Below are 26,417 nucleotides of genomic sequence, written 5' to 3' on the forward strand. Positions count from 1 at the left end.
TCATGAAGCGAGCTTCGTTTGCGCGTGCGCTGCGGATGCTGGTCGTTTCGGCGAGCGTCGCGCTCTTGTGCGGCGTGTCGTTCGCCCAGTCCTCACCGCGCGCGCCGCGCGGGTTTGCACGGCCGCCGCTCCATCTGCACGGCGCCGCGAAACGGAATCCGGCCGGCCTGTCACCGCAGCAGATCCGCCGTTTCTACGGGTTCGATCAATTGCCGGCGCGCGGCTACGGTGGCGACGATCAGGTCGTCGCGATCGTCGATGCGTACGACAACCCGAACGTCGAGGCGGATCTGCGAACGTTCAGCCGCACGTTCGGCCTGCCGCCGTGCGCGTCGCCGCGCTGCTTCACGAAGGTGTACGCGACCGCCGACAAGCGTCCGCCGCCGCCCGACGCACTGTGGGCGCTCGAGAGTTCGCTCGACGTGCAGTGGGCGCACGCGATCGCACCGAATGCGCGGATCGTGCTGGTCGAAGCCGCATCGAGCTCGCTCGATGACCTGATGAGCGCGATCGCGCTCGCGACGAGTCCGGCCCCGGGCGGGGTCGGTGCGAAGGTCGTGTCGATCAGTTGGGGGAGCGGGGAGTTCCTGGCCGAAACGCAATTCGACGGGCAGTTCGCCAGCGCGAACGGCGTGTCGTTCGTCGCAGCGTCCGGCGACGGCGGCAACGGGATCGACTACCCGGCCGCGTCGCCGTACGTGCTGAGCGTCGGCGGCACGTCGATCGCGATCGATGCGAGCGGCGCCTATGCCGGCGAAACGGCATGGGCCGGCAGTGGCGGCGGACAGAGCGCCGTCGAGACGGAGCCGACGTATCAGTCGAACTTCCGGATTCCGTCGGATAGCCTCGGCTTGCGCGGGCTGCCCGACGTCGCCTATGACGCCGATCCGGCATCCGGCTTCGCGGTCTACGATTCGTACGGCTATGCGGGGCAGGGCGGGTGGTTCGTGGTCGGCGGCACGAGCGCGGGCGCACCGCAATGGTCCGCGTTGATCGCGATCGCGAACAGCTTGCGCATCGCGCACGGCAAGACGACGCTGAACGCGGTGAGCGCGCTCCAGACCGTGCTGTACGGGCTCGCCGCCAGCGCCTACGCGGCGAACTTCCGCGACATCGTCAGCGGTTCGAACGGCGCATGCGGCGCGCTTTGCACTGCGACAACCGGATACGACTACGTAACCGGCCTCGGGCGCCCGATGGCCGCCAATCTGGTCCAGGCGTTGATCGCCGCGCCGTGACGTGTACCGCAGCGGAAGAGCGCGGGCTGGCTCCATCCCTCGCGGCCTCCTATAATCGCCATCAGCTTGTCCGGGAAGTCGCGGTTATCAAGGCGAGGGAGGGCAAATGGGACCGTACCGTCGCATCTATTCGCGCGTCATCCTCACGAGTTCGATCGCCGGTCTGGCCATGCTTGCTGGCCCGGGCAACGCACATGCCGAGGACAGTGCGTCGAGCGTTCCGATCGACTTCAAGCCATCGGAAAGAACGATCAACGCCTATGCGGTGTATGGCGACGGACGCGCGACCGAGGGGGGCGACATGCATTGGCGCGCCTACGAAGTCGGCTTCGGCGACGTCCTGAACGACTACCTGTCGGTCTACCTCGCGTATCTGAACGAGGGGCATCCGCTGGATCACCACCGTGACGGCTTCGCCGCGCTGGGCTCGTTTCGTTGGCCGGTCGGCAGTCGCGTGGCGCTCGAACTGTCGGCCGGGCCGTATTTCAGCATGGACACCACGCATGTCGACAATCAGGCGCGCAACGAAAAGCGCTGGGGCGTGCGTGCGTCGGCAGCGGTGCGGTATTACCTCGTGCCCAATCGCTTCTTCCTCAAGCTGCAGTACAACCACGTCCAGATGTTCAGCGGATTCAATTCCGACGCGGTGCTGTTCGGCATCGGCTCGGATTTTGGCGGCGATCCTGGCCCGGCGCTGTCGGACGGCAAGACGCAGGTGAGCGTTTGGGCCGGGACGTCGCAGACGAACCGCCCCCAAGTGCCGATCGAAAAGGGCTACATGATCGAAGTCAAACGACCGTTCGGCAATGCGTGGGCCTATTCGGCGAGCTTCGTGTACGAAGGCAACAATGGCGTCGCGGGCCGAAGGGGCGTGGCCGCGCAATTCTGGTACGTCGCGCCGATCAAGAGCAAATGGACGCTTTCGGCCGGTGTCGGTCCGTATCTGTCGCATGACCGGGACGAGGTCTCGCGCAAAACGAGGCTCAATGCGTTGCTCAGCGCGCTGGTGACCTATCAGGTCACGAACGATTGGGCGGCGAGCTTGCGCTTCAATCGCGTCGCAACCGGTAACAACAAGGACCAGGACATGTTCATGGTCGGCCTGGCGCGCAATTTCTGACGGTGTGACGTCCGCGACTTCCTCGGGCCGATCGACGATGCGCGTCCGACGCAAAGACGGCGCGGGTGTGTCGCGACCATCACGCGTGGCGGGCTTTTTTCAAACCGCCGTTTGCCGTCAGTGTTATGTCATCCTGCTTATCACGATCGCTCGAACGCTAACTTCCGTTCCGGCCGCCTTTTACGCGTCTTTCAGCCAGGGCATTTCCACGGGCGACACGATCAGTTGCCGGAATTCGCGCTTCAGATCGAAGATGAAGCCGACCAGAATCATGGAATCGGCGTAAGGAATCGGGAAAACATGCGGATTTTCCGGCGTACGCAACGGGCGCTCGGGCGTGTCCGCTGCCGCCGCGGCGTTCTCCCGAACGCTTTCCAGCTCGTCGGCCATGGCCGGGCCGTTGACTTTCAGCACACGGCTGCGCAGGTCGCTCAAGGGCTCGATGCGCGCAGCGTCTTCGTGGTATTCGGGCACTTCGTAAACGAACCAGGACATTTTCGTCTCCTGTGAGAAGGGGCGCTATTCTAACGCTGCGCGCAGATCCGCTGGAAACCGTCCTCGGCTGGTCGCCGCCACGCCGGGAGCATTACGTTGCACACGACGTGATACTGAAGATGGAGGTTGTCGATTTCGACCCCAATTTGGCGATAATCAGCATTATGTAAAATCTAGTCATTCGCGGCTGGAACGTCGCGGACAAAATCCGCCGAGCCAAGCGCGAAGGCGCGTTCACGGCCGTGCTCGCCAAGTGGCGCACGCTCGCGCTGAATCTCCCGCGCTCGTGGCGATCTGGCCCTCTCTGGACCGGTATCGGGCCACCTACCTACATCCCCCATAAACGTCGATCAACGTGGAGCGCGGCGAAGGACGAGGCCGACCGCGCCGGACGCCTCTACACGTCGTTGCTACCGGGCGCGAACCGCTCGGCTTGATAGAATCCCGGGCAATCATCCAAACAAAACTGAGAGAGGCCGACGCGCGCCGCGCCGACGCCGTATTTCGAGGAGCACACGTATGTTGCGAAAAATCGCAGTCGTCGGGGACACGTTGTCGAGCAGTGCACTCGCCGCCCGGCGCTGGAGCGCGCGCATTCACCGCATGCATGCGTTACCTGCTGCTTCGGCAGAAACGAACGGGGCTGCTGGAGTCACTGCAGGGTCCGTGAGGCTGGCCGGTACTGATTTAAATCAAAATGTTCGGGGTCACAATTCAGCGACCTTACCCCAATCAAGATCAGTCGACGGAAAACTGCACGCAACTTGACGACACCCTCATATATTAAATGACAATAATAAAAAACAATATTTAATGAAACCAATTCCAGTCATTCCGTCAACTCGATCACACGTCACTCGCTCCCCGTCCACTCGACCCGCACTGCGCCCCGCCCCGTCGCGGCACGTACATCACGGCCCAATCCCCCACACCTCGATGTGCGGCTCCCGACGCGGCTGCCACACCCGACACGATCATTTCAATTCCCTCACCAAACCCCGACTTGATTAACATCGACGACATGAAAAATTAATCCAACAGAAAATATCTTGTAATTATAAAAATCACCTTCTAGCATCCCTCTGCTGTTCGCGACACGTCTTGTTTAAAAGTCATCACTTGATGCATTCCTCGAACAAACCCATTCATAACCTGGGGAATTACATGAAGAAACTGTCTCGACTGCTGCCCATCACCGCGATTACCCTCGCGAGTCTCAGCGCTTTTGCCCAGGCCGGCGACCAGCCGGCCGCGGTCGACAAGGCACTGCAACTGATCCAGCAGAACCCGTCCGCCTTCAGTCTGGCTGCCGGCGGCACGGCACGCACGTTGAAGTTCGCCGGGCCACAAGCAGGCGCACCGACCGACGGCGACCAGTTCCAGGTACGCGACGTGATCGTCGATCCCGACGGCACCGAGCACGTGCGCTTCGACCGCTTCCATGCAGGCCTGCCCGTGATCGGCGGCGACGTGGTCGTCCATTCGAGCAAGGGGCAATTGAAGCAGGCAAGCGTGACCCAGCTCGCGCCGATCAATCTCGCCGGCTCGATCGGCAAGGTCGGAAACCGCGCCGTGATCCGCAACGCACCCGACGTAGGCGCGACGCGCGCCAGGCACATCGCGGCCGCGCGCTTCAACTCCGACGTGCGCCGCGTCGACGACGCGGAACTCGTCGTGTTCGCACGCGACGTCACGCCGACGCTGGCCTATGCGGTGCGCGTCTACGGCAAGGCGACCGAGACCCACGGCGACGCCGTGCTCTACTACGTCGACGCTCGCACCGGCACCCTACTCGATGCACAGGACCTGATCAAGACCGCCGCCGCGACCGGCACCGGCCGCTCGCTGTACTACGGCAACCTGACGCTCACGACGGACCAGACCGGCACGAACGCGTACCGGATGCTCGATCCGAGCCGCGGCGGCGGCTCGGTCTACGATGGTCGCGGTCTCAGCTCGGACGAGGTCGAGCAAGCGACCGACCTGCCGATCTTCACGAGCAGCACGAACGTGTGGGGCAACAACACGACCACCGACCGGCAGACCGTCGCGGCAGACATCGACTACGGGCTCGCATTGACTTGGGACTACTACAAGACCACGCATAACCGCAACGGCATCTTCAACGACGGCCGCGGTGTGAAGAGCTACGCGCACGTGGTGTTCAATACCGGCAGCGGCACGACGGGCGCGAACGCGGCATGGCTGTCGTCGCGCGTGATGGCGTACGGCGACGGCGAGCCGGGCACGCGCCTGCCGAAACCCGTGGTGTCGGTCGACGTCGCCGGGCACGAGATGAGCCACGGCGTGACCGAGGCCACCGCCAACCTGAACTATTCGGGTGATGCAGGCGGCCTGAACGAATCGACGTCCGACATTTTCGGCACGCTCGTGAAGTTCTACGCGAACAACCCGAACGATCCCGGCAACTACGTGATCGGCGCGCGCGTGGTGAGTGGCGGCCTGCGCAAGATGTACAAGCAGGATCTCGACGGCCGGTCGTTCAGCTGCTACCCGTCCGGCGGCTTCTCGTGGTCGAATCCGCGCCACGATCCGCATTTCACGTCGGGGGTCGGCAACCGCTTCTTCTACCTGCTGTCGGAAGGCCCGTCGGTGCCGCCGACCGACACCGGCCTGTCGAGGACGCAACTGGTCTGCAACGGCGACACGACCTTCAGCGGGCTGGGCCGCGACAAGGCCGGCAAGATCTGGTACCGGACGCTGACCGTGTACCTGAACGCCAACTCGAGCTACCCGAACGCGCGGCGTGCGTCGATCCAGGCCGCGAACGACCTGTATGGCGCGAACTCGGCCGAAAGCGCGACGGTCGCCCGCGCGTGGAGTGCGGTCGGGGTGAATTGACCGTGCGTGTATGAACGCGTCGGACGCCGGCAGTCGCGTGGCGGGATTTCGTTTCGGAGGAAAGCGATTCGGTCGTGGTCACGCGGCGTTGGGGTGAATGACGAGAAGGGGCCGGCCGACCGCCTGCGTATGCAGGGGGGCGGCCGGTGGATCGTGCGTCCTTGCGGTCCGACAAATGAATCGGCGCTCGACGAATACGCATTACATAGGCTGCCTGGCCTGCCGCCCCCAACGTGGCCGGCGTATTCGCGAATCGCTCGGCCGGACGCTCCGGGTGAACCCCGTCCCATCGTATCGACGGCGCCGCCCCGGTAGCCGGCTTCCTGAGCGAGCCGACAACGCGCTATATTCTGGTCCCAGGCAGGACGACGACGGAAGCCGCCCGCCATCGCAACCCTTCCCGACGCGCTTCCTCACCCCGAGAGAACGACAAAAATGGACCACTCGCAGTATTTCAGCCAAAGTTCGATCCAGGGCGCGAATCTTCGCCTGCACTATCTGTCGCAGTTGCTGCGCGAGCAGACAGGCTCGATCGTCCAGTACGGCATCCTGCGCGGGTTTCCGATCGGCTTCAGTCATTGGGCGGAAGTTGCGGTCGGCGGCTATCTGCTCGGCACCTACGAGATCGCCGTATGCGCGATCCTGGAAGCGCTCGGATCGCCCGACAAGGTGCTGGTCGACCTCGGCGCCGCCGACGGGATTTTCGGCATCGGCCTGGTCAGGAACAACGTCTTTGCCCGCAGCCTGTGTTTCGAGATGGACGAGCAGCGCCGCCACGCGATCCAGCACCGCGCCGCGGAGATGGGGCTGGCGGACCGCGTCGCGGTCTATGGCAAGGCCGATCGCGACTTGCCCGCGATTCTGTCGGAGCACGGCGGGGAGCCGGCCAAACGGGTCATCCTGTGCGATATCGAGGGTGCGGAGTTCGACCTGTTCGACGATGCGCTGCTGGAGCAGCTTTCCGGCAGCCACGTAATCATCGAAATCCACGATTTTCTGCTTTCCGACCCGGAACAAGCCGCGCGCGCATTCGACGAATTGAGTCAGCGCGCGGGCAAGTACTTCAACGTGTACGAGATCCGCGACGGGCTGCGCGACATTCGCAACATCCCGTTGCTGCGACACTGGTCGGACTGGGACGCATGGCTGATGTGCGTCGAGGCGCGCTACCGGATGATGCGATGGCTCTGGCTCGAGCCGAAAACCCACCCGCGACGCGCCGATCAGGACATCGATCGCCTGATCCTCGACTACCAGCGGCGGATCTTCACAGTCTGACGAACGGGAACCGGCGCGTATCGAACAGCCACGCACACGCCGACCGACCGCGGCGTCACACCTGCCGCACGACGATATCCCATGCGGTATGACACGCCTGCCCGGGCAGCGTCAGTGCGCTCAGCGCGATACGGTCGCCCGGTTGCGTCGCGACGCTGAGTTTGTGCGGCGCCTGCAGCGACACGCTTTCACCGTTGCGCTCCACTCGCGCGCGGGGCGCCGACGGCTGGCCGCTCAGGTGAGACAACCCGATGTCGAGCACCATCCGCTCGCGCGTCACCGCGAACTCGACCTTGTGCGACGCCCATGCATTGAACGCACTCCCCTGCGGATGCCGGAACGATGTGCCGGCGACGAGCCGCGGAACGTTCGGCAGCACGTCCTCGTGCGCGGCGACGAGTGACAAGCCGCTGGCGGCAAGGCATTCGAGTTGATGCGCGTCGAGATCGGCCGGCTGTTCCCGCATGCCCGGTTCGGGCGGCAGCGCGAACGCCTGTCCGAGCGCGATCGCCCGTTCGGCATCGCGAGACAAATAGCGCCAGTGATTCAGGAAGCGCACGTCGCCCGTCATGTGCAGGCCGCGGATCGGCTTGCCCTGATGCTCGAGCACGATTTGCACGGCGCTGAAATCGTGCCGCTCGTGAAGTCCCCATTTCGTCACGAAATTCTGCTCGCAGCCGACGAGTCGCACCTGTCCCAAGCCGCCCCATAGATGCAGGAACGTCGTGTCGAGCCCGTGGATCGCGGCGAAGTCCTGGCCGATTCTTCCGGCCTGTTCGCGCACGTACTGCGCAAACCGCATCCACGGCGCACGCGTGCCGACGACGAGCCCCGCCTGCAACGGATGCCCCACCCGATCGAGCACGTCCTGGACGCATTGACGAACCAGCGCGTCGCGTCGCTCGCCGATGAGCGGGGCCATCACGAACGCACAGAAATGAGCGTCGGGTGCGACGTGGAGCAGATCGTCGTCCGGCACGACGTCGAAAATATCGAACCGCGGCCCTGGAAACCAGATATCCGCATCGTAGAGCGCAAGCGTCTGCAATTCCGGATCGGCGTCGAAGACGGCGGCCGCCGAGATGTAGCGATCCCACGCAAGGTCGCCGACGCCCGCCCCGGCATAGACCTCGATACCGTTGTCGCGCAACCGCTGCTGCTTGTCAGCGGACAAGCCATAACCGATGACGCCAATACGCCCGCGGTAGTCCGTCGCGCGCAGCGATACGATGAACGGAATCACCATCTCGTACCAGGCTTGCCTGTTGTCGTCGATTGCGAACGCGACGAGATGACGGCGGTTGGTCTCGTTGTTGTTTGACATGTTCATGCGTGTAGTAACGGCTGGGGAGTCCGCATGCGGAACGGTGCGGCTGCGGAGCCTTTGATACGCAATGCCGATTACCGGGAGTCAGCCGATCATTCGTTATCGTCATACGATAACGAATGAAATCAACACGATCGATCGCCCGCCCGTCGAGAAACGGCCGCTCGATTGTAATGAAGATCCGCGCGTTTCTGGGGGGCCAATCGGGGTTGAGCCGGATATACAACGGATTGTCCGTGCCGCGGCTCGGATCGTTTGTTAAATAGCGTGAGTGATCGACCACGCGCCGGTAATTTGCCTTACCATCCCGCCGTCATCTTGACCAGCATCGCGCCGAACACCGTTGAATCGCTCGTGGATGACAAGCGTATTTTTCTTTCCGGAGCCCCATCCGGGCACCAATTTCACCCCCAGGACCGATCATGTTCCAGACTCCGGGAGATTCCTTCGTCAACGGCTCGTTGCTGGGCCTGTGCGTCGAGGTGCCGCTTGCCGCGCTGGTTTCGCTGGCGATGCACGGCGTCGACTGGAACGGCCCGCGCGTCGCGATGCTCATCGCCACGCCCGTGCTGATCGCGTGCCTCGCGCTGCTGACGCGGCCGGTCGCATTCAGCACGGTCTGGAAGCACAAGCGCTCGCCTTTCGAACTCGACGACAACGTTCGCGCATCGATCTACGGCCGGCTCTGCGGGATCGCGCTCGGCGTGGTATTCGGCATCATGGTCGCGACGACGTTCTCCTGATCCGGTCGAGCCTGATCGTCCGACGAAATTTGCATCACCGCTGACCCGCCCGCGCCTTCCGCTTCATCGCATCACCCCGCCGCAACCACCGAATTGAACGACGTGTCCCACAACGGCGCGACATGGGCCGGCCCGTCCAGCACGCCGATGCGGGCAAACACGTCCGCGACCTGCTGGTGCTGCGCGACCACGTCGGGCGTCACCGGCAGCAATGCGTAGTCCTCGCTGCGCTGGTCGAACATCGTGACGAGATCGGCAACCGGCACGCGGGTCTCGCGATTCTGCGCGAGCGCATAGTCGCGGAAATGCCCGTTCGCCCACGCATACGCACGTCGAAACCGCAGCAGCAGATCGCCCGTCGCCGCGCGGCGACGCACATCGTCGAGTGTGCGCGGATTCGCGTACACCGGGAAATTGCCCGACAGATACCCCTTCCCCGTCTTCAGCACACGGGCGTCGTAGCGATTGCGCGCGAGCTGGCCGTTGTAGCCGTAGATCGCCCACGCGTCGATATCGCCGCGGTCGTACGCGGACAACCCGTCGGTCGGCGACAGGTTGATCGGCTGGATGTCGTCGAAGGTCAGGCCGGCTTCCGCCAGCTGTCGATACAGGAAATAGTGCGACGTCGTCGCGCGCACGTAGCCGACGCGCTTGCCCTTCAGGTCGGCGATACCGCGGATCGGCGTGTCCTTGCGCGCGAGCGTGACCTGGTTGTTCAGGTCTTCACGCACACGCGAGATGAATTTCACATTGGCTTTCTGGCGTGCGGCGAACACGGCCGGAATTTCGCTACCCGAACCGATATCGAGCGCATCGGCGTTGAGCGCCTCGATATGCAGCACGCCGTTGTTCAGTTCGCGCCAGTCGATCCGGTACGGCGTATCGGCGAGCCCGGCCGCCTGCAGCAGCGCGCGCCAGCCGCCCTTGTAGGTTGCGACGCGCAACGTCGCGCCGGCCAGATCGGCGTCGGCGGCCGGCGCGGCGAACGCGGCCAATGGGTGCGCCACGACCGCGGCGCCGGCAAGCAGCAGACGGCGACGTGCCGCCGACATTGACGACATCGGATGCTCCTGTCGATCGGATGGAATGGGATCGGAAGTGGAACCGCTGCGTCAATGCAGCGCCGGAAACCCGTGGCGCTCGGCCAGCAGTTCGAGGATGCGGCGTGCGTCGGTGACGAAGCGCACGTCGCCGAGCGTCTGCGCGTCGTCCGGCGCGGGCCGGTCGCGGCCCAGCACGAGCACCGGCAGGCCCTGGTGTGCGTCGTCGAGTGCGTCGATCACCGCGGGCCGCGGCCGCTCGAAACCAACGCGCTTCACGTCGAGACGCGCGGCAAGATCGGGCGCGCTCGCCAGCAGCCCCTCGATCGGCAATCCATGCGGACACACGAAGCGCTGGCCCGGATGCTTCGGATCGGCAAAGCCCGGTTCCAGCAGAAACAGCACATCGCGACTCATGTCAAACGGCTCCTTTTTCGTCGATCGTCCCGATCGGGAAGCATTCGTACGCCTGTACGCGCTGCTGTTCCCGCGTCATGCCGGCCACCGGCCGGATGCCAGACTCTACCGTCGCACCTCGCACGGCCCTACCAACGTTTTGCGGAATCGATATGCAAACGCGGATAGCGCATCGGCCGGTCGTCGCCTAGCCGGACGTTGCGTAAACGCATCGTCATGCGAACGACGGGCATTCCGCACATCGAACCATTTCATCGATCGATATGACCGCGCGCAGGCATTTCCAGCGCGCGACGTTCGCAGTCCGCGCGATGCGTTCGCCGCAGCAGGCGCGCCGGACGCGATCGCGGCGCACCTGCCGGGCCGGCGGCAACGCACATTACAAATCGGCCGCACAGCGAATTACAAACCACGGATCGGCCGTTCATCGACGCGCCCGTCGTCAATAGCATCGTGATCCTCACAAACGTACTGATAACAACAGAGGATGGTCATGATCAAAAAAACGGTGGTACTGGGTTTGGTGTCGATCGGTTCGGTCAGTGCGCATGCGCAGAGTTCGGTCACGTTGTACGGCGTGGTCGACGCCGGCATCGCGTATACGAACAACCAGGGCGGCGCGAGCAACATCCAGCAGACGAGCGGCAAGCTGAGCGGCAGCCGCTGGGGCCTGAAAGGCGCCGAGGATCTCGGCGGCGGCCTGCAGGCGGTCTTCACGCTGGAAGGCGGATTCCGGCCGAGCGACGGCGGGCTCGGCCAGGGCGGCCGCCTGTTCGGCCGCTCCGCGTACGTGGGTCTCGGCAAGAAAGGCCTCGGCACGCTGACGTTCGGCCGTCAGTACGAGCCGATCACCGATCTCGTCGCGCAGTATTCGGGAGCCGGTTTCTGGTCGCCGGCCACGCACGTGGGCGACAACGACAACCTGAACCAGAGCTTCCGCCTGAACAACGCGGTGAAATTCCGCAGCGACACGATCGCCGGCTTCACGGCCGACCTGCTCTATGCATTCAGCAACCAGGCCAATGGCGGCGCGGGCACCGGCTTCTCGAACAACAACGCGTGGGGCGCATCGGCGAACTACGTGAACGGTCCGCTGTCGGTCGGCGGCGGCTATGTGCGGCTCAATCACCCGAATGCGACGTCGAACACGAGCGGCGCGGTGGGCGGCGCGACCTCGACCACCGGCAACGACTACAGCGGCGCGTTCTTCTACGGGCTGAACGGCGGCGTACTGAAGCAGCAGATCGGCGCGGTCGGCGCGAACTACTCGCTGGGCCGCACGACGCTCGGCTTCGCATGGAGCCACACGCAGCTCGACTATCTCGACGGCTCGTCGCGCAAGTTCAACAACTACGACGTGAACGCGCGCTACCAGATCACGCCGGCGGCCACGCTGATCGGTGTCTATACGTTTACCGACGGGCGCGCCAGCGGCCTGCCGGGCACGAGCGGCCAGACGCTGAAACCGCGCTGGCACCAGTTCACGCTCGGGTTCGACTACGCGCTGTCGAAGCGCACCGACATCTATGTGTCGGGCATCTACCAGCTCGCGGCCGGTGATGCGAGCACCGCGACGTCGGGCGGTTATCGCAAGATCGCGGCGATCTCGAACATCGGCAGCGCGTCGTCGACGAACCGCCAGCTTGCGTTCGTCAGCGGGCTGCGCGTGAAGTTCTGACGGCACGCGCGGCGGGCGCGGCGCAATCGTCACGATAAGCAAAGCGGGAATCGTTGTTTGCCGCGCCACGCCCGGTTGCCGAGAATGATCGTTTCCCCGCGCGCCACACGCGTTCGACCATGACCGATTCCCGTTTTCCTCCCCGCGCGCCGCGCCCCGGCCGGCGCGCGGCGCTGCGCCAGTTGGCCGGCGGCTGGGCGGCGACGCTGCTGCCGGCCGGCGGCGCGCTCGCGAGCCCGCCGCTCGATGTGCCGCCGTGGACGCGCGCGCCCGGTGCGCCGCTGCTGTCGCCGCCGTACGGCGTGCCGGGGCCGCACGAACGCGACGTGATTCGCCGCAGCGCCCGCACGCCGGCGCTGCCCGGTTCCGGCTCGTCGATGACGCCGCTCGCCGACCTGTTCGGCGACATCACGCCGAACGGGCTCGTCTACGAGCGTCATCACGCGGGCGTGCCGGACATCGATGCGCAACGCCATCGCGTCGTCGTGCACGGCCTCGTGCGCGAGCCACGCGTCTTCACGGTCGACGACCTGCTGCGCTTCCCGTCCGAATCGCGAATCCACTTCCTCGAATGCTCGGGCAACACGGGCAGCGAATGGAACGGCCCGAGCGGGCTGCCGGTTCAATTCACGCACGGGTTGCTGTCGTGCTGCGAATGGACCGGCGTCCGGCTGTCGACGCTGCTCGACGAAACGGGCATCGATCCCGCCGCACGCTGGCTGCTCGCCGAAGGCGCGGACGGCGCGGCGATGACGCGCAGCCTGCCGCTCGACCGGATCCTCGAGCGCGCGCTGGTCGTCTATGCGCAGAACGGCGAACGGCTGCGTCCGGAGAACGGCTACCCGGTGCGGCTGATCGTGCCGGGATTCGAAGGCAACACGAACATCAAGTGGCTGCGACGGCTGAAACTGGTGCGTGCGCCGGAGATGACGCGCGAGGAAACGTCGAAATACACGAATCTGCTGCCGGATGGCTGTGCGCGCCAGTTCGTGTTCGAGATGGATGCGAAGTCGGTCATCACGCGGCCGTCGGCCGGCCATCGGCTCGCCGCGCACGGCTATTACCCGATCAGCGGCTACGCGTGGTCGGGCCGCGGCCGGATTCGCGCCGTCGACGTGTCGACCGACGGCGGTCGCACCTGGCGCCCCGCACGGCTCGCCGGCGACGTCCGCGACCGTGCGTTGACGCGCTTCGAGGCCGACTGGGTATGGCGCGGCGAGCCGGCCGACCTGCAGAGCCGCGCGACCGACGACACCGGCTACGTGCAGCCGACCCGCGACGCGCTCGTCGCCGCGCGCGGGCTGAACTCGCAGTACCACTACAACGGCATCCAGAACTGGCGCATCGGGGCGGACGGCGAGGTGCGCAATGCGTAAGCTGCTTGCTTGCCTGCTTGCGACCGGCGCGATGACGTCGGGCGCGTTCGGCGCCGGCTTCGGCCTCGGACAGCCGATCGACCGCGCGGCGCTCGCCGCGTGGGACATCGACGTCGCGCCGGACGGCGGCGGCCTGCCGCCCGGCGCGGGCACGGTCGCACGCGGCGGCCGCGTGTTCGCGGACAAATGCGCGATGTGTCACGGCGCCGGCGGCGAAGGCGGCGTCGGCGATCCGCTCGTCGGTGGCGCCGGCTCGCTCGCGAGCGCGAAGCCCAAGAAGACGGTCGGCAGCTACTGGCCGTACGCGACGACGCTGTTCGACTACATTCGCCGGGCGATGCCGTACAACGCGCCGCAATCGCTGAGCGCGGACGACGTCTATGCGGTCACCGCGTACGTCCTGCACCTGAACGGCATCGTGTCCGGCGATGCCCGGCTCGACGCGCGCACGCTGCCGCGCGTGCGGATGCCGAACCGTGACGGCTTCGTGCCCGATCCGAGGCCGGGCAAGCTATGACGTGTCCCGCTTCGCTTGCCCGATCGAGCGGCCCACCCGCGCGAGTCGAGTCGCGCTTTTCAGCAAGGACCCCGTGATGAGCGATCCCTCCGTCGCCGCCCCGCTCGCATCGTCGCCGTTCGTCGACGTTCGTTCGCCGGCGGACTTCCCCGACAGCCCCGTGTCGCGCACCCTCTCGCAGCCGCTGATGCTCGGGCTGTTCCTGCCGATCCAGGCTGGCGGATGGAGCGCGTCGACGCTGCCGCGCTCGACCGACTGGACGTTCGACTACAACGCCGAGCTGGTCGCGCGCGCCGAGGCGCTCGGTTTCGATCTCGTGTTCGCGCTGTCGCAATGGCTGCCCAAAGGCGGCTACGGCGGCGTGTTCGACGGCCACGCGCTCGACTCGTTCATGACGCTGGCCGCGCTGACGGCGCGCACCGAGCGGATCATCCTCGTCGCGACGAGCCACGTGCTCTACGGGCCGTGGCATCCGCTGCATTTCGCGAAATTCACCGCGACGCTCGACCACATTTCGCGCGGACGCTGGGGCATCAACGTGGTGACCGGCCACCGCGCGATCGAACACGAGATGTTCGGCTGGAACCGGATCGAACACGACCGGCGCTACGAGATGGCCGCGGAATTCCTCGACGCGGTCCAGCAGTTGTGGGCGCAACCGGACAATTTCAGCTATACGCCCGAACTGTCGAGCTGGCGGCTCGGCGGCGCATTCGTGACGCCGAAGCCGCGCTACGGCCGCCCGCTGCTGATCAACGCGACGGGTTCCGACGCCGGTATCGCGTTCGCCGCACGCTATTCGGACATCGTGTTCGTCACGAGCCCGGCCGGCCCCGACGCCGAACGCGCGATCGACGCGCTGCCCGCGCATACCGCCCGCGTGAAGGCGGCCGCCGCCGCGCGCGGTCGCACGATCCGCACGCTGCTCAATCCGCTCGTGATCTGCCGCGAGACGGCGGCCGAAGCACGCGCGTACCGCGACGCGATCGTCGCGCATGCGGACGAAGGCAGCTTCCACCGCTTCGACAGCGACGCGCACGCGTGGCGCGGCGGGTTCGAGCAGCGTGCGCAAGCCGCCGCGCGCGCGATCGGCGGCAACATCTCGATCACCGGCTCGCCGGAGCAAGTCGCCGACACCATCGTGCGGCTGCACCGCGCGGGCATCGACGGCATCCAGTTGAGTTTCTACGACTTCAAGCCCGATCTCGACTTCTTCGGCGAGCGCGTGCTGCCGCTGCTGCGCGAAGCCGGCTTGCGGCGTTGAAGTCGGCGCTGCAACGCGGCGCGACGGCGTAGCAGCAACCGCCCGCGGCCGTCGTCAGAACACGCGCCCTTCGGTCAGGTGCGTCGTCACGCCGTTCAACACGTAATCGCCCACCACGCGCGCCTTGTGCAGCAACGGGTTGTGGCTGAAGATCGTGCGCAGGTTGCGCCAGTGGCGATCGAAGTTGTGCTCGCGCGCCGTTGCCGACGCGCCGCCCACTTCGAACAGCCGCTCGGCCGCATGCAGCGCGAGCTTGCTGACGATCAGTTGCGTGCGCGCGGTCGCGAGGGCGCTGTCGAGCACGAGCGTATCCGCATCGGCCGCGCCCGCCTCGATCGCATCGGCGGAACGGTCGAGCGCACGCGCGTTTTCTCGCACGAGCGCGTCGATCGCATGGCTGTGCGCGGACAGCTCGCCGACGATCTGCTGGATGAAGTGATCGTCGCGCGCGGTCGCCGCCGGGCTGTGCAGCGCGGGACGACCATGCGCGAGCACGTAGCGGCGTGCATCGGCCACCACGTTGCGCACGATGCCCGCGCCGGTCGCGACCAGATGCAACTGCCGCAGCGCGCCGCAATGCCGGCCGACGAGCGTCGACCCGTCGCGTGGGGCGACTTCGTCCGCGAACACCTGCACGTCGTTCAGCACCAGGCTGCCGCTCGCGGTCATGCGCTGGCCCATGCCGTCCCAGTCGTCGAGCACCTGCAGGCCGTCGCGCGCCACCGGAACGATCACGGCGAGCGCGTCGCCCTGCTCGTTCTCCACGTTGATGCGCGCGAAATCGGCAAACGCGGTGCCCGTCGAATAGTATTTGCGACCCGTCACGCGATGGTGATCGCCGTCGCGGCGCAGCACGGTCGTGTTCTCGCCCGGGCGCGACGTGCCGCGTTCGGTCGACGCGCCGCCGAAGATCGCGCCGGCCAGCACACGCTCGAGCTGCACGTCGTTGAACGCCGTACGCGGCGACAGCCGCAGCGTCTCGGTCTGGTCGTAGTGGATGCGCAGCGCATGCGCGAGATTCGAATCGGCGGCCGCCAGCGTCGCGATCGCATCGAACAGGTCGACCAGCGTGCCGCCCAGGCCGCCGCGCGCGACCGGAATTCGCAGCGCACCCAGCGCCGAGCGCCGGAAGAGCGCGAAGCCGTCGAACGGCAGTTCGCGACGCGCCTCGCGCTGGGCGGCATCCTGCCCGATCGCAGTCGCGAGATCGGGCAGCGCGGCAAGCGCGTCGCGCAATGCGTCGCGCGGATCGACGGCATCACGGGCAGTCATTCGGCAGGTCCTTGTTCGGGCAGATCGGGGAATGTCGCGGCAGCGCGCGACGGGGCGTACGTTACACGCCGTCCGCTGAGTATAGGGACGCACCCGGCGCGCGTGAAAAGCCGATTTCAGCTTACGTTATGCCCGCGCCGGGATTGATCGCGGACGGACGCGTCAGTGCTGAATCCCCCAGCGCCGCACGGTCGCGCGTTCGAGCGTATCGAACACGAGGTTCTCGACCAGCAGCCCGATCACGATGACGGCCGCGAGGCCCGCGAACACGCGGTCCGTGTACAGCTCGTTGCGGTTCTGGAAGATGTACCAGCCAAGGCCGCCCTGCCCCGCGCTCGCGCCGAACACGAGCTCGGCCGCGATCAGCGTGCGCCACGCGAAGGCCCAGCCGACGCGCAGGCCCGACAGGATCGACGGCAGCGCGGCCGGCACGAGGATCAGCGCGATCTGGCGCAGGCCCGTGAGCCCGTAGTTGCGGCCGGCCATTTTCAGCGTGGCGGGCACGCCGACGAAACCGGTATAGATGCTGAGCGCGAGCGGCCACAGCACCGCATGCACGAGCACGAACAGCAGGCTGCCGGTGCCGAGCCCGAACCACAGCAGCGCGATCGGCAGCAACGCGATCGACGGCAGCGGATTGAACATCGACGTGAGCATCGTCAGCAGATCGCGGCCGATGCGCGTGGATACCGCCAGCGACGTCAGCGCGAACGCCAGCAGCACGCCCAGCGCATAGCCGCGCAGCAGCACCGACATCGAGATGCCGGTCTTGACCAGCAGTTCGCCCGACTCGATGCCCTGCACGAACGCGGCCAGCGTCGCGCCGAAGGTCGGGACGAGCAGATCGTTCGCGACGATGCGCGCGACGATCTCCCACACGGCGATCAGCACGAGCGCGATGACGCCGCGGCGAAACCACGTGGCACCGGCGATGCGGCGCGACAGCGGCGCCGGCGCCGCGCGTTCGGCGTCGGGCAGCGGGTCGAGCGGACGCGTGTATTCGGCGCGCACAGGCGGCAGCGGCGGCAGGACCGGATCGATCGTACTCATGATGCGGCGTCCTCCGTCGTCGGTACGTGCGGTGCGTCGGTGTCGAACAGCAGGCGGTGGATTCGCGCGACGTGGTCGCGGAAGTCGCCGGTGTCGACGTTGTCGAGCGAATGCTCGTGACTGTTGAGTTCCGCCCGCACGCGGCCCGGATGCGGCGACAGCAGCAGAATCCGGTTGCCGACCACGAGCGCCTCCTCGATCGAGTGCGTGACGAACAGCAGCGTGAAGCGGAATTCGTCCCACAGCCGCAGCAGTTCCTCCTGCATCTTGCGGCGCGTGAGCGCGTCGAGCGCGGCGAACGGCTCGTCCATCAGCAGCACGCGCGGCTGCATCGCCAGTGCCCGTGCAATCGCGACGCGCTGCTTCATGCCGCCCGACAGCGTATGCGGATAGGCATCGGCAAACGCGCTCAGGCCGACCTTGTCGAGATAGTGCAGCGCGCGCTCGCGGGCTTCGGCGCGCGACAGCTTCGCGGCGGCGCGCAACGGAAACGCGACGTTCTCGACGACCGTCTTCCACGGCGGCAACTGGTCGAACTCCTGGAACACGACGACGCGGTCGGGCCCCGGCCCGCGCACGGGCCGGCCGTCGAGCGCGATCGAACCCGAGACGGGCTCGATGAAGCCGGCGATCGCCTTCAGCAACGTCGACTTCCCGCATCCCGACGGGCCGAGCAGCACGAAGCGGTCGCTGCCGTACACGTCGAAGCTCACCTGATGCGTCGCGCGCACGATCCGCGCGCCGCTGCGGTATTCGAGGCTGACCTCGTCGATGGCGAGCAGGCGTTCGCTGTGCGCGCCGGCCTGCGCGGCATGCACCGCCGGCCGCCCGGCGGCACCTGCATCGGATGCGGCGGACGCGGCCGGCGACGCGCCGCTGCGTGCCGTATACGGCGGAAACCAGGTTCGGGGAGAAGTGGCGTTCACGATGGAATCTCTTGCGGGAAAAGCATCAACATACGGCCAGGCGTCGTGCGGACCAACCATCGATTGCGCATATCGAAACCGCGCCGCCGCATAAGCGTCGATCGCGGCGTCGCAGCGTCGACGCCGCTCAACTACCGCCGGCCGTCGCGGGATCGTCGAAGAAGTAGTCGCGCCACGACTTCGGTTCGTTGCGGATCGCACCGGTGCGATGCATGAACTGCGCGAGCGGCAGCGTGTTCTGCGGCGCGGTCTTGAACTGCACCTGCGGATTGCGCAGGATCTTCAGCAGCAGCGCGCGATCGATCTTCGACCCGTTCACGCGAATATAGGTATCGGCCGCGCGCTCCGGGTCGGCCGCGATCTGCCGTGCGGCGTCGGCCAGCGCGGCGACGAACGCGCGGTAGGTCTTCGGGTTGTCGTCGCGGAATTTCTCGGTCGCGTACAGCACCGTCGCGGAGCTCGGGCCGCCGAGCACGTCATACGAATTCAGCACGATGTGCGCGTTCGGGTTACCGGCGAGCTCCTGCTCCTGGAACGGCGGATTGCCGAAGTGGCCGGTGATCACGTTGCTGTTCGCGAGAATCGCGGCCGTCGCATCGGGGTGCGGAATCGCCTGCGTGAACGCGTCGAGCTTGTCGAACTGCTTGTCGCCCCACTGCTTCGCCGCGGCGTACTGCAGCACGCGCGACTGCACCGACACGCCGACCGCCGGCACCGCGATGCGGTCCTTCGCGCTCAGGTCGGCGATCGTCTTCACGTTCGGGTTGCTGCTGACGAGGTAGTACGGAAAATTGCCGAGCGACACGACGCCCTTCACGTTCTGCCGGCCGCGCGTGCGGTCCCACACGGTCAACAGCGGTCCGACGCCCGCGCCCGCGACGTCGACCGCGCCGGACAGCAGCGCGTCGTTCACGGCCGCGCCGCCCGACAGCCGCACCCAGTCGACCTTGATGTCGAGGCCGGCCTTGCGCCCTTCCTTCTCGATCAGTTGCTGGTCGCGCGCGACGTTCAGCATCAGGTAGACGACGCCGAACTGCTCGGCGATGCGGATGCGGCCCTCCGCGTGCGCGGCTTGCGGGATGACCGCGCCCGCGAAGGCGAGCGCGGCGGTGAGCGTGGCCGCCAGCGCGCGACGCGCCGGCAAGAACGAGAACGACATCGGAACTCCGGTCAGGAAGGGGCGGAAATGAATGACGGGGGCGTGCGGTTCAGAAAGGCGCGTCGCCTTCGATCGTCGTGCGGTACAGCTTGCGGCGCAGGTGGTCGGGCGTGCCGGCGGCGAGATGCATCAGCGAACGGTTGTCCCAGAACACCAGATCGTGGTCGCGCCATGCGTGCCGATACAGGTGCTCGGCGCGCACGCTGTGCGCGAACAGTTCGTCGAGCAGCGCGCGGCTTTCGTCTTCCGGCAGCCCGACGATGCGCGTCGTGAAATGCTCGCTGACGAACAGCGCCTTGCGGCCGGTTTCCGGATGCGTGCGCACGACCGGATGCACGACCGCGGCGACCTGCGCGATCTGCTCGGGCGACAGGTTGGGCCGCCACGGGCTGCGCGCCTGCAGTTCCGCATAGCGCGCGAGATACGTATGCTCGGCGCGCCGCCCTTCGACCGCGCGGCGCAGGTCGGCCGGCAGCGTGTCCCACGCGAGATGCATGTTCGCGAACAACGTGTCGCCGCCTTCGGCCGGCAGCTCCTGCGCGTGCAACAGCGAGCCGAGGCTCGGTTTTTCCTTGTACGACAGGTCGGAGTGCCAGAAATGGCCGGCATCGCCGAGCCCGACCGGTTTGCCGTTCTCGACGATGTTCGACACGATCAGCACTTCCGGGTGACCGGCCAGCGCGAACTGGTGCAGCACGTGAATCTGCAGCGGGCCGAAGCGGCGGCTGAATGCGATGTGCTCGTCCGGCGTGATGCGCTGGTCGCGAAACACCAGCACGTGGTGATCGAGATGCGCACGATGGATGCGCGCGAAATCGTCGGCATCGAGCGGTTGCGACAGGTCGAGGCCGATCACCTCGGCGCCGAGCGGCGCGTCGAACGGCACGATGTCGAAATGCTGCGCCGCGCCGTCCGGCCGCAAGGCGGGATGCCCGGCGGAAAGCGTTGCGGCGTCGCGGATGGCGGTAGTCGTCACGGCACGGCCCCTGATTCGGTCAAAACGCGAATCTACGAGTGCGTGCCGGCGTGCGTCAACGAAGCGATTCGGATACGTTTATCTGCTGCGGTGATAAAGATCGCTGCTCGCGCATACGGCGCCGATCGGGGCGGAATCGTCCAGGCGGCCCGATGAACAAAGGTTCCGATCGCGTTCAGCCGCGTCGGCCCACGCACGGCGAGCCGACTATGGCTGCCCTGCACCGCCCGACGCACCATAGATCTGCCCGGTCACGTAGCTCGCGCGCGACGAAAGCAGTTCGACATAGATCGATGCGATCTCGGCCGGTTGTCCCGGCCGCCCCATCGGCACCTGCTCGCCGAATTTCTCGACGTTGTGCGTCGTCTGTCCGCCGCTGACCTGCAACGGCGTCCAGAACGGCCCCGGCGCGACGCCGTTCACGCGAATCCCGCGCTTGATCATCTGCTTCGCGAGCCCCTTCGTGAAATTCGCGATCGCCGCTTTCGTCAACGCGTAGTCCAGCAGGTTCGCGGACGGATCGTACGCATTGACCGACGTCGTGTTGACGATCGCCGAACCGGCCGGCATGTGCGGAATGGCGGCCCGCGTGATCCAGAACATCGCATAAAGATTGGTGCGCAGCGTCCAGTCGAACTGCTCGGTGCTGATGTCGAGGATCGATTCGTGGCTCTGCTGGCGGGCCGCGTTGTTCACGAGGATGTCGAGCCCGCCGAGCGCGGCGACCGCCCGCTCGACGAGCCCGTTGCACGCGCCTTCGCTGCGGATGTCGACCGGCAGCGGCACGGCCTTGCGCCCCGCGCTGCGGATCAGATCCACGACTTCGCGCGCGTCGGGCTCCTCGTCGGGCAGATAGACGATCGCGACGTCCGCGCCTTCCCGTGCACAGGCGATCGCGACCGCGCGGCCGATGCCCGAGTCGCCACCGGTGATCAGCGCCTTGCGGCCGTCGAGCCGGCCGCTGCCGCGATAGCTGTGCTCGCCGTGATCGGGGCGCGGCGTCATCCGGCCCGCGAGGCCCGGCCACGGCTGGTGCTGCTGCGGAAACGGCGCATGCGGATAAAGCGTGCGCGGATCGCGCGGCGCAGGATCGCCGGCGTCGGCCGGGCCGCCCGTCTGCGCGATCGTCGGCAGGGCGACGCTGGCGACCAGTCCGGCCGTCGTGCCCTGCACCCATTTGCGACGGGATTCGGAAACTTCATCTGATGACATGATGGACTCCGGTGCGTGGTTGGCGGTGTGGAACCGGACGCGACCATTCGGCCGACGCGCGCGCTACAGCGGCCGCGGCCGATTTCCAGAATCGTCCGGCGCGTCGTGCTCGTCCGGCCACGGCTGGCCGGCCGGATCGCGCACCTCGGTCTGGCGCGGGTCGTCCGGCACGACCTTGCGTGCCTGATCGTCCGGAATCGTGTCGAGTTCGCCGCCGCCCGGCGCGTGGCCGGGGCGCGCGGTCGATTCGCCGCCGCCGGGGGTCGGGTTGCGCCGCTGCGGCGCGTCGGCCGCCTCACGCGCCGCGTCGGGCGACGCGGGATCCTGCCGTTGACTGTGCTCGGTCATGAATGACTCCCTGTCCGGATGAGGACTGCGTTGCGCCGCACCACACCGCGACGGGCGATGCGGCGGCCTGCACCGCTTTCAGCAAGCGACATGCCGTCATCGGGCTGCGTCTGCGCACCGCCAGCCGGTCGATCCGCTACAGAAATTACAAGCGACGCGTCATCCGGCGCAGTCAGGACAGCGCACGCGGCCGTGCCGATGCGGAAACGAAACGCGGCACGCACGATGCTCGAAAGCGGCATGCCGGCTGCACGCCGGCACCCTTTCGATGCCGAGGAGGACGATCATGAGCGCGACACACGCGACGAACGCGACACCGAACGACGAAGACATGACCGACACGCCGGACATTCCGCCGCCGGAGCCCGACGACGAGCGCCACGACGACCTGCCCGACTTGCCGGACCCGACCGAAGTGGGCGAGGACGGCTAACCGATCGCGCGAACCGTGCCGCCTGCCGGATTTTCGACACCGCCGGCCGGCGGCCCGCGCTTCACCGCGTGCGCCGCCTTTCGTGCGCGACCTCGCTGGTCGGCAACGCATCGACGTCCTGCAGCGGCTCGCCCGGAACGCGGCGCTTCGCGGCCTGGTCGGCCGGCAAATCCGCCGTCTGCTCGGCGCGCCCGTCCGCGCTGCTGCCCTGCGCATCGAGTTGCTGCTCGGCCCGCTGCCAGTATTCGTCGGCCCTGCCGTCGGGCGCGCCGTCCGCCTGCCACAGCTGGTACGCCCGCTCGCGAATCTGCGTTTCCCTGTCTTCGTCCATGTCGTTCTCCGTGTCTGCCATGGCGATCACCGATCCGGGCGCGACGGCGCCGATACCGCGCCGAGCGTCGACGACATCGCGCCGTCGGCGGCCGTCGCCAGATCACCCAGCGCGACGATGCCGACCAGCCGCTTCTGCCGGTCGACCACCGGCACGCGACGAATCTGCGCGTCTTCCATCTTCTTTTGCACCGCCGAGATGTCGTCGTCCTCGTAGCACCAGTTCGCGGGCCCGCTGACGACGCCCTCGATCGATTCGTTCGGCGGCACGCCCATCGACACCGCGCGCACGACGATGTCGCGGTCCGTCAGCATGCCGATCAGCCGCGTGCCGTCGCACACGGGCAGCGCGCCGACGTTCAGGTCGCTCATCAGCTTGGCCGCATCGCGCAGGCTCTGCGTCGGGCCGATGGTCGCGGCGTCGCGCGTCATCACTTCCGATACACATGTCATGTTTCGCTCCTTGATAAGCCGCCCACGGCGGCCTGCGCAATGCAGCATCGCGCGTTCCGGCCGCCGCGCGCGTCAGTTCTCCGTCGAGCAGCGCACCGACGTCAGGCCGGCCGATTCGACGATCCGCATCAGTTGCTTCAGCATCACGTCGGCGCCGGCCGCTTCGCGCCACTGCACGAACAGTTCTTCCTGGCGCACCGCGCGCGCGGTCGTTTCGCAGAAGCTCTTCGTCCGGCACGTGAAACCCGCGTCGCGCAGCTTCGCGGCCAGTTGTTCACGTGCAGCCGAGCCGAGCGGATATTCGACCGTCACCAGCGCGGTCCGGACGCCCCGCAAGCGCCGCTCGACGAACCGCAGCGGCCAGACGACCAGCAGCGCGAGCACCAGCCCGAGCGCGCCGAGCGACAACTGGCCGCCGCCGATGCACAGCCCGATGACCGTCACGAACCACAGCGTCGCGGCCGTGGTGACGCCGGACACCAGGCCGTCGCGATGAAGGATCGCGCCGCCGCCGATGAAGCCCATCCCGGTCAGGATGCCGAGCGGCAGCCGCATCAGGTCGAGCACCGAGAACGCGCCCTCCGGCTTGCCCGCCTGCAGCAGCAGCGCATTGACCTGCAGCATCGACAGGCACGCGGCGAGACAGACGAGGATCGTCGTGCGCAGTCCGGCCGTCTTGCCGGATTCGCTGCGATCGAAGCCGATCAGGCCACCCGCGACGAGCGCCAGCCCGATCCTGACGAGAACGTCGTGCCACTGCAGTGCGACCGGCATCGGTTCCATGCGCGCCTCCCGTGCAAATCGTCATGTGTCGGGGCGCGAACGCCGCCGACGACGCTTGCCGGTCGCAAGGCTCGGGCCTGCTTTCCGGGTAGGCGGCGGGTGTAGCAAGTCGAATGGGATTGTAGAAAGGGGCGTTCTGCGCACACTGTGCGTCAGCGGCGAAGGTGCCGGAGCTGTGCGCGGGATCGCCTGCCGCTACTCGAGGCGCGGAACGGCGGCGGACGGATTGCCGCTGCGGGCATCCATCGGAGCCCTGTCCGGCGTGCCCGTCGGACGTGCGCACGCAGGCGCCGACGCCGTCTTTCTCCGTATCCGGTCAGATACGGACCTCGCCTCCACCCTCCTTTTCTCACCGTCCGTTCCCAATCGGGAACGAAATCACGCCGCCGCTTATCGGAACACTCCATTCGTTCCCGCACGAATACGAATCACGGTCCAAGCCGGCGAGTTATGCAATACTGTTCCCGTTCGGATACGAAGCACGGAGAATGTCATGTCGGAGTCCCAATCCGTCGACACGATCGGCGCGCTCGCCCATTTCATTCGCGCGGCGCGAATCCAGCAGGGGTTCACCCGGGACGAACTCGCGAACGCGACCGGGCTGTCGCCGAAATTCATCAGCCAGGTGGAAGCCGGCAAGCCGACCGCACAAATCGGCAAGGTCATGCTGCTGCTGAGTGAGCTCGGCGTGCGGCTGTACGCCGAGTCGGCGATCGAGATTTCCGAAGCGACCGCGCTGAAGGCCACCCAACGCCGCAGGAGCAGCCATGGCGGCTAGAACGCTGATCGCGTCCGCTAACGGCGTGCGCATGGGCACGCTGGCCGACGACAAGGGGATCTGGTCGTTTGCGTACGACCCGCAATGGCTTGCGTCACCCACCGCGTATCCGCTGTCGCCGGCGTTCCCGCTCCGCGCAGACGTGTTCACCGACACGTCCACCGATCGCCCGGTCCAGTGGTTCTTCGACAATCTGCTGCCCGAGGAAGGCATGCGCACGTCGCTCGCGCGCGAGGCGAAGGTCGATGCGGCCGACGCGTGGGGCCTGCTCGCGTACTTCGGCCGCGAATCGGCCGGCGCGCTGACGCTGCTGACCGACGGCGAGCAGGAAACGCCCGGCGACCTGCAACCGCTGCCGCTCGACGAGCTCGAGCACCGGATCCAGGCGATGCCCGAGCGCGCGCTGACAGCCACCGCGCCCAAGCGCATGTCGGCGGCCGGCGCGCAGCAGAAACTGCTACTGGTGCTGCGCGGCGACGCGCCCGACTACGCGCTGTTCGAGCCGGTCGGCAGCGAACCGTCGATGCACCTGCTCAAACCCGACATGCGCGCGGCCCGCTATCCGCATTCGGCGATCAACGAGTTCTTCTGCATGCGGCTCGCGAAGAAGATGGGGCTCGACGTGCCCGACGTGCATTTCCTGCGCGCGCCGTCCGCCTGCTACGTGATCGACCGGTTCGACCGCGACGTCGCGTCCGAACGGGCCGCACGCGTGCATACGATCGACGCGATGCAGTTGCTCAACTACGACCGCGGTTTCAAGTACCAGCGAGCGAATGCGCAGGAGCTGGCCCGCGCGATCGACCGCACCAGCACGCGCGCGCTCACGCGTCTGTCGGTGTTCCGCTGGACCGTGTTCAACGTGGTGGTCGGCAATGCCGACGCGCACCTGAAGAATCTGTCGTTCTTCGTCGACGCGCGCGGCTACCGGCTCGCACCGTTCTACGACATCGTCAGCACGGTCGTGTATCACACGCCGACGCACCGGCCCGACCACCGCGGCGATCATTGGCCGCACTGCGAGCTGACGATGCCGCTCGGGAATGCGACGCGGTTCGCCGATATCGACACGAATGCGCTGGTCGCATTCGGTCATGCGCTAGGGCTCAGGGAGAAAGCGGCCACCAGCGAACTGCAGCGCTTTCTCGAGCCGCTCGATCGTCACGTCGGAGAGACGCTCGATGAAGTGCGAAACATCGCGCATCCGGACGCCGGGGAAATGCGGTTGCTGAATTCGATCGCCGCGATGCCGATCGCGGCGATGGGGCGCGCGCTGCGGCAGGCGCGCGGATAGGTTGCCGCGCGCGGGTGTCGTACCGCCGCCGATACCCGCGCGCCGCCC

26 protein-coding genes are annotated in these 26,417 nt (G+C 66.9%); 12 read left to right on the forward strand and 14 right to left on the reverse strand.

The features are described 5' to 3' along the window. Window positions 1-2: 2 nt before the first annotated feature. Together KU887_RS32435 and KU887_RS32440 are read left to right on the forward strand one after the other, a co-directional pair. Window positions 3-1,238: a S53 family peptidase gene (locus KU887_RS32435; protein WP_258258828.1), complete on the forward strand. Its 1,236-nt coding sequence runs from the start codon at window positions 3-5 to the stop codon at window positions 1,236-1,238. A gap of 106 nt (window positions 1,239-1,344) precedes the next feature. Continuing rightward, entirely contained in the window at window positions 1,345-2,358 is a 1,014-nt protein-coding gene (locus tag KU887_RS32440) for a porin family protein (protein WP_258258463.1), read from the forward strand. A gap of 180 nt (window positions 2,359-2,538) precedes the next feature. Here the strand turns inward: KU887_RS32440 and KU887_RS32445 are convergent, their stop codons facing one another. Beyond that, window positions 2,539-2,853 (reverse strand): helicase, encoded by a 315-nt coding sequence (locus tag KU887_RS32445; RefSeq protein ID WP_069352310.1) that lies wholly within the window; start codon window positions 2,851-2,853, stop codon window positions 2,539-2,541. A gap of 1,164 nt (window positions 2,854-4,017) precedes the next feature. Between KU887_RS32445 and KU887_RS32450 the strand changes: the two genes are divergently transcribed. Both KU887_RS32450 and KU887_RS32455 read left to right on the forward strand, forming a co-directional pair. Continuing rightward, window positions 4,018-5,715: a M4 family metallopeptidase gene (locus tag KU887_RS32450; RefSeq protein ID WP_006498196.1), complete on the forward strand. Its 1,698-nt coding sequence runs from the start codon at window positions 4,018-4,020 to the stop codon at window positions 5,713-5,715. A 507-nt stretch (window positions 5,716-6,222) separates the two neighbouring features. After that, on the forward strand, window positions 6,223-6,993 hold the full coding sequence (locus tag KU887_RS32455; RefSeq protein ID WP_230391129.1) for a hypothetical protein: 771 nt from the start codon (window positions 6,223-6,225) through the stop codon (window positions 6,991-6,993). Window positions 6,994-7,048: 55 nt separating this feature from the next. On the opposite strand, the gene KU887_RS32460 is transcribed toward KU887_RS32455, so the two are convergent. Beyond that, the gene (locus tag KU887_RS32460; RefSeq protein WP_227746398.1) at window positions 7,049-8,317 is read right to left on the reverse strand and encodes a hypothetical protein; all 1,269 of its coding nucleotides are present in this window, start codon (window positions 8,315-8,317) and stop codon (window positions 7,049-7,051) included. Between the two features lie 425 nt (window positions 8,318-8,742). Between KU887_RS32460 and KU887_RS32465 the strand changes: the two genes are divergently transcribed. Next, window positions 8,743-9,063 (forward strand): hypothetical protein, encoded by a 321-nt coding sequence (locus KU887_RS32465; RefSeq protein WP_062911637.1) that lies wholly within the window; start codon window positions 8,743-8,745, stop codon window positions 9,061-9,063. A 71-nt stretch (window positions 9,064-9,134) separates the two neighbouring features. Here KU887_RS32465 and KU887_RS32470 read toward each other — a convergent pair whose 3' ends face one another. Together KU887_RS32470 and KU887_RS32475 are read right to left on the reverse strand one after the other, a co-directional pair. Next, window positions 9,135-10,124, reverse strand: a complete 990-nt coding sequence (locus KU887_RS32470; RefSeq protein WP_077057005.1) for an ABC transporter substrate-binding protein — start codon at window positions 10,122-10,124, stop codon at window positions 9,135-9,137. Window positions 10,125-10,175: 51 nt separating this feature from the next. Continuing rightward, the gene (locus tag KU887_RS32475; RefSeq protein WP_006481897.1) at window positions 10,176-10,520 is read right to left on the reverse strand and encodes a DUF3088 domain-containing protein; all 345 of its coding nucleotides are present in this window, start codon (window positions 10,518-10,520) and stop codon (window positions 10,176-10,178) included. 493 nt (window positions 10,521-11,013) lie between these two features. Here KU887_RS32475 and KU887_RS32480 point away from each other — a divergent pair, with 493 nt between their 5' ends. The 4 genes from KU887_RS32480 to KU887_RS32495 all read left to right on the forward strand — a co-directional run bounded on the left by KU887_RS32480 (window position 11,014) and on the right by KU887_RS32495 (window position 15,355). After that, entirely contained in the window at window positions 11,014-12,198 is a 1,185-nt protein-coding gene (locus tag KU887_RS32480; RefSeq protein WP_258258464.1) for a porin, read from the forward strand. A gap of 119 nt (window positions 12,199-12,317) precedes the next feature. After that, a complete protein-coding gene (gene soxC / locus KU887_RS32485) occupies window positions 12,318-13,574 on the forward strand; it encodes a sulfite dehydrogenase (RefSeq protein ID WP_012493734.1) in 1,257 nt (418 codons plus the stop codon). Further along, window positions 13,567-14,091 (forward strand): c-type cytochrome, encoded by a 525-nt coding sequence (locus KU887_RS32490; RefSeq protein ID WP_006498209.1) that lies wholly within the window; start codon window positions 13,567-13,569, stop codon window positions 14,089-14,091. The genes soxC and KU887_RS32490 overlap by 8 nt, the downstream gene beginning before the upstream one ends. Before the next feature lie 76 nt (window positions 14,092-14,167). Next, window positions 14,168-15,355: an LLM class flavin-dependent oxidoreductase gene (locus tag KU887_RS32495; RefSeq protein ID WP_006493986.1), complete on the forward strand. Its 1,188-nt coding sequence runs from the start codon at window positions 14,168-14,170 to the stop codon at window positions 15,353-15,355. Window positions 15,356-15,409: 54 nt separating this feature from the next. Here KU887_RS32495 and KU887_RS32500 read toward each other — a convergent pair whose 3' ends face one another. The 7 genes from KU887_RS32500 to KU887_RS32530 form a co-directional block, all read right to left on the reverse strand. Continuing rightward, window positions 15,410-16,627, reverse strand: coding sequence for an acyl-CoA dehydrogenase family protein (locus tag KU887_RS32500; protein ID WP_006498211.1), 1,218 nt, complete (start codon window positions 16,625-16,627; stop codon window positions 15,410-15,412). 162 nt (window positions 16,628-16,789) lie between these two features. Beyond that, window positions 16,790-17,677, reverse strand: coding sequence for an ABC transporter permease (locus KU887_RS32505; protein WP_006487501.1), 888 nt, complete (start codon window positions 17,675-17,677; stop codon window positions 16,790-16,792). After that, window positions 17,674-18,663 (reverse strand): ABC transporter ATP-binding protein, encoded by a 990-nt coding sequence (locus tag KU887_RS32510; RefSeq protein ID WP_034204022.1) that lies wholly within the window; start codon window positions 18,661-18,663, stop codon window positions 17,674-17,676. Before KU887_RS32510 ends, KU887_RS32505 begins: the two co-directional genes overlap by 4 nt. A gap of 67 nt (window positions 18,664-18,730) precedes the next feature. Beyond that, window positions 18,731-19,762, reverse strand: coding sequence for an ABC transporter substrate-binding protein (locus tag KU887_RS32515; RefSeq protein WP_077057008.1), 1,032 nt, complete (start codon window positions 19,760-19,762; stop codon window positions 18,731-18,733). Window positions 19,763-19,811: 49 nt separating this feature from the next. Next, on the reverse strand, window positions 19,812-20,738 hold the full coding sequence (locus tag KU887_RS32520; RefSeq protein WP_058903627.1) for a TauD/TfdA family dioxygenase: 927 nt from the start codon (window positions 20,736-20,738) through the stop codon (window positions 19,812-19,814). Between the two features lie 207 nt (window positions 20,739-20,945). Then, window positions 20,946-21,950, reverse strand: coding sequence for an SDR family oxidoreductase (locus KU887_RS32525; protein ID WP_258258465.1), 1,005 nt, complete (start codon window positions 21,948-21,950; stop codon window positions 20,946-20,948). Window positions 21,951-22,013: 63 nt separating this feature from the next. Next, window positions 22,014-22,298, reverse strand: coding sequence for a hypothetical protein (locus tag KU887_RS32530; protein ID WP_012493736.1), 285 nt, complete (start codon window positions 22,296-22,298; stop codon window positions 22,014-22,016). A 286-nt stretch (window positions 22,299-22,584) separates the two neighbouring features. Here KU887_RS32530 and KU887_RS32535 point away from each other — a divergent pair, with 286 nt between their 5' ends. Beyond that, complete coding sequence (locus KU887_RS32535; protein ID WP_006489171.1) at window positions 22,585-22,731, forward strand: hypothetical protein; 147 nt, start codon at window positions 22,585-22,587, stop codon at window positions 22,729-22,731. A 61-nt stretch (window positions 22,732-22,792) separates the two neighbouring features. Here KU887_RS32535 and KU887_RS32540 read toward each other — a convergent pair whose 3' ends face one another. The 3 genes from KU887_RS32540 to KU887_RS32550 form a co-directional block, all read right to left on the reverse strand. Beyond that, window positions 22,793-23,062 (reverse strand): DUF2934 domain-containing protein, encoded by a 270-nt coding sequence (locus KU887_RS32540; RefSeq protein WP_171984009.1) that lies wholly within the window; start codon window positions 23,060-23,062, stop codon window positions 22,793-22,795. Between the two features lie 26 nt (window positions 23,063-23,088). Next, window positions 23,089-23,514, reverse strand: coding sequence for a CBS domain-containing protein (locus tag KU887_RS32545; RefSeq protein WP_006489155.1), 426 nt, complete (start codon window positions 23,512-23,514; stop codon window positions 23,089-23,091). A 72-nt stretch (window positions 23,515-23,586) separates the two neighbouring features. Further along, window positions 23,587-24,297, reverse strand: a complete 711-nt coding sequence (locus tag KU887_RS32550; protein WP_006489187.1) for an MgtC/SapB family protein — start codon at window positions 24,295-24,297, stop codon at window positions 23,587-23,589. 493 nt (window positions 24,298-24,790) lie between these two features. Between KU887_RS32550 and KU887_RS32555 the strand changes: the two genes are divergently transcribed. Both KU887_RS32555 and KU887_RS32560 read left to right on the forward strand, forming a co-directional pair. After that, window positions 24,791-25,075 (forward strand): helix-turn-helix transcriptional regulator, encoded by a 285-nt coding sequence (locus KU887_RS32555; protein ID WP_058903630.1) that lies wholly within the window; start codon window positions 24,791-24,793, stop codon window positions 25,073-25,075. Next, window positions 25,065-26,369, forward strand: a complete 1,305-nt coding sequence (locus KU887_RS32560; RefSeq protein ID WP_062911628.1) for a HipA domain-containing protein — start codon at window positions 25,065-25,067, stop codon at window positions 26,367-26,369. The genes KU887_RS32555 and KU887_RS32560 overlap by 11 nt, the downstream gene beginning before the upstream one ends. Window positions 26,370-26,417: the final 48 nt, after the last annotated feature.

The organism is Burkholderia sp. EMB26 (genome assembly GCF_024730645.1).
Classification (GTDB): Bacteria; Pseudomonadota; Gammaproteobacteria; order Burkholderiales; family Burkholderiaceae; genus Burkholderia; species Burkholderia cenocepacia.

What these genes read in the sequence shown, in the direction of transcription:
- KU887_RS32435 (WP_258258828.1), top strand. Translation starts at nt 3, where the DNA reads ATGAAGCGAGCTTCGTTTGCGCGTGCGCTGCGGATGCTGGTCGTTTCG.
- KU887_RS32440 (WP_258258463.1), top strand. Translation starts at nt 1,345, where the DNA reads ATGGGACCGTACCGTCGCATCTATTCGCGCGTCATCCTCACGAGTTCG.
- KU887_RS32445 (WP_069352310.1), bottom strand. Translation starts at nt 2,853, where the DNA reads ATGTCCTGGTTCGTTTACGAAGTGCCCGAATACCACGAAGACGCTGCG.
- KU887_RS32450 (WP_006498196.1), top strand. Translation starts at nt 4,018, where the DNA reads ATGAAGAAACTGTCTCGACTGCTGCCCATCACCGCGATTACCCTCGCG.
- KU887_RS32460 (WP_227746398.1), bottom strand. Translation starts at nt 8,317, where the DNA reads ATGTCAAACAACAACGAGACCAACCGCCGTCATCTCGTCGCGTTCGCA.
- KU887_RS32465 (WP_062911637.1), top strand. Translation starts at nt 8,743, where the DNA reads ATGTTCCAGACTCCGGGAGATTCCTTCGTCAACGGCTCGTTGCTGGGC.
- KU887_RS32470 (WP_077057005.1), bottom strand. Translation starts at nt 10,124, where the DNA reads ATGTCGTCAATGTCGGCGGCACGTCGCCGTCTGCTGCTTGCCGGCGCC.
- KU887_RS32475 (WP_006481897.1), bottom strand. Translation starts at nt 10,520, where the DNA reads ATGAGTCGCGATGTGCTGTTTCTGCTGGAACCGGGCTTTGCCGATCCG.
- KU887_RS32480 (WP_258258464.1), top strand. Translation starts at nt 11,014, where the DNA reads ATGATCAAAAAAACGGTGGTACTGGGTTTGGTGTCGATCGGTTCGGTC.
- soxC (WP_012493734.1), top strand. Translation starts at nt 12,318, where the DNA reads ATGACCGATTCCCGTTTTCCTCCCCGCGCGCCGCGCCCCGGCCGGCGC.
- KU887_RS32490 (WP_006498209.1), top strand. Translation starts at nt 13,567, where the DNA reads ATGCGTAAGCTGCTTGCTTGCCTGCTTGCGACCGGCGCGATGACGTCG.
- KU887_RS32495 (WP_006493986.1), top strand. Translation starts at nt 14,168, where the DNA reads ATGAGCGATCCCTCCGTCGCCGCCCCGCTCGCATCGTCGCCGTTCGTC.
- KU887_RS32500 (WP_006498211.1), bottom strand. Translation starts at nt 16,627, where the DNA reads ATGACTGCCCGTGATGCCGTCGATCCGCGCGACGCATTGCGCGACGCG.
- KU887_RS32505 (WP_006487501.1), bottom strand. Translation starts at nt 17,677, where the DNA reads ATGAGTACGATCGATCCGGTCCTGCCGCCGCTGCCGCCTGTGCGCGCC.
- KU887_RS32510 (WP_034204022.1), bottom strand. Translation starts at nt 18,663, where the DNA reads ATGGTTGGTCCGCACGACGCCTGGCCGTATGTTGATGCTTTTCCCGCA.
- KU887_RS32515 (WP_077057008.1), bottom strand. Translation starts at nt 19,762, where the DNA reads ATGTCGTTCTCGTTCTTGCCGGCGCGTCGCGCGCTGGCGGCCACGCTC.
- KU887_RS32525 (WP_258258465.1), bottom strand. Translation starts at nt 21,950, where the DNA reads ATGTCATCAGATGAAGTTTCCGAATCCCGTCGCAAATGGGTGCAGGGC.
- KU887_RS32530 (WP_012493736.1), bottom strand. Translation starts at nt 22,298, where the DNA reads ATGACCGAGCACAGTCAACGGCAGGATCCCGCGTCGCCCGACGCGGCG.
- KU887_RS32535 (WP_006489171.1), top strand. Translation starts at nt 22,585, where the DNA reads ATGAGCGCGACACACGCGACGAACGCGACACCGAACGACGAAGACATG.
- KU887_RS32540 (WP_171984009.1), bottom strand. Translation starts at nt 23,062, where the DNA reads ATGGACGAAGACAGGGAAACGCAGATTCGCGAGCGGGCGTACCAGCTG.
- KU887_RS32545 (WP_006489155.1), bottom strand. Translation starts at nt 23,514, where the DNA reads ATGACATGTGTATCGGAAGTGATGACGCGCGACGCCGCGACCATCGGC.
- KU887_RS32550 (WP_006489187.1), bottom strand. Translation starts at nt 24,297, where the DNA reads ATGGAACCGATGCCGGTCGCACTGCAGTGGCACGACGTTCTCGTCAGG.
- KU887_RS32555 (WP_058903630.1), top strand. Translation starts at nt 24,791, where the DNA reads ATGTCGGAGTCCCAATCCGTCGACACGATCGGCGCGCTCGCCCATTTC.
- KU887_RS32560 (WP_062911628.1), top strand. Translation starts at nt 25,065, where the DNA reads ATGGCGGCTAGAACGCTGATCGCGTCCGCTAACGGCGTGCGCATGGGC.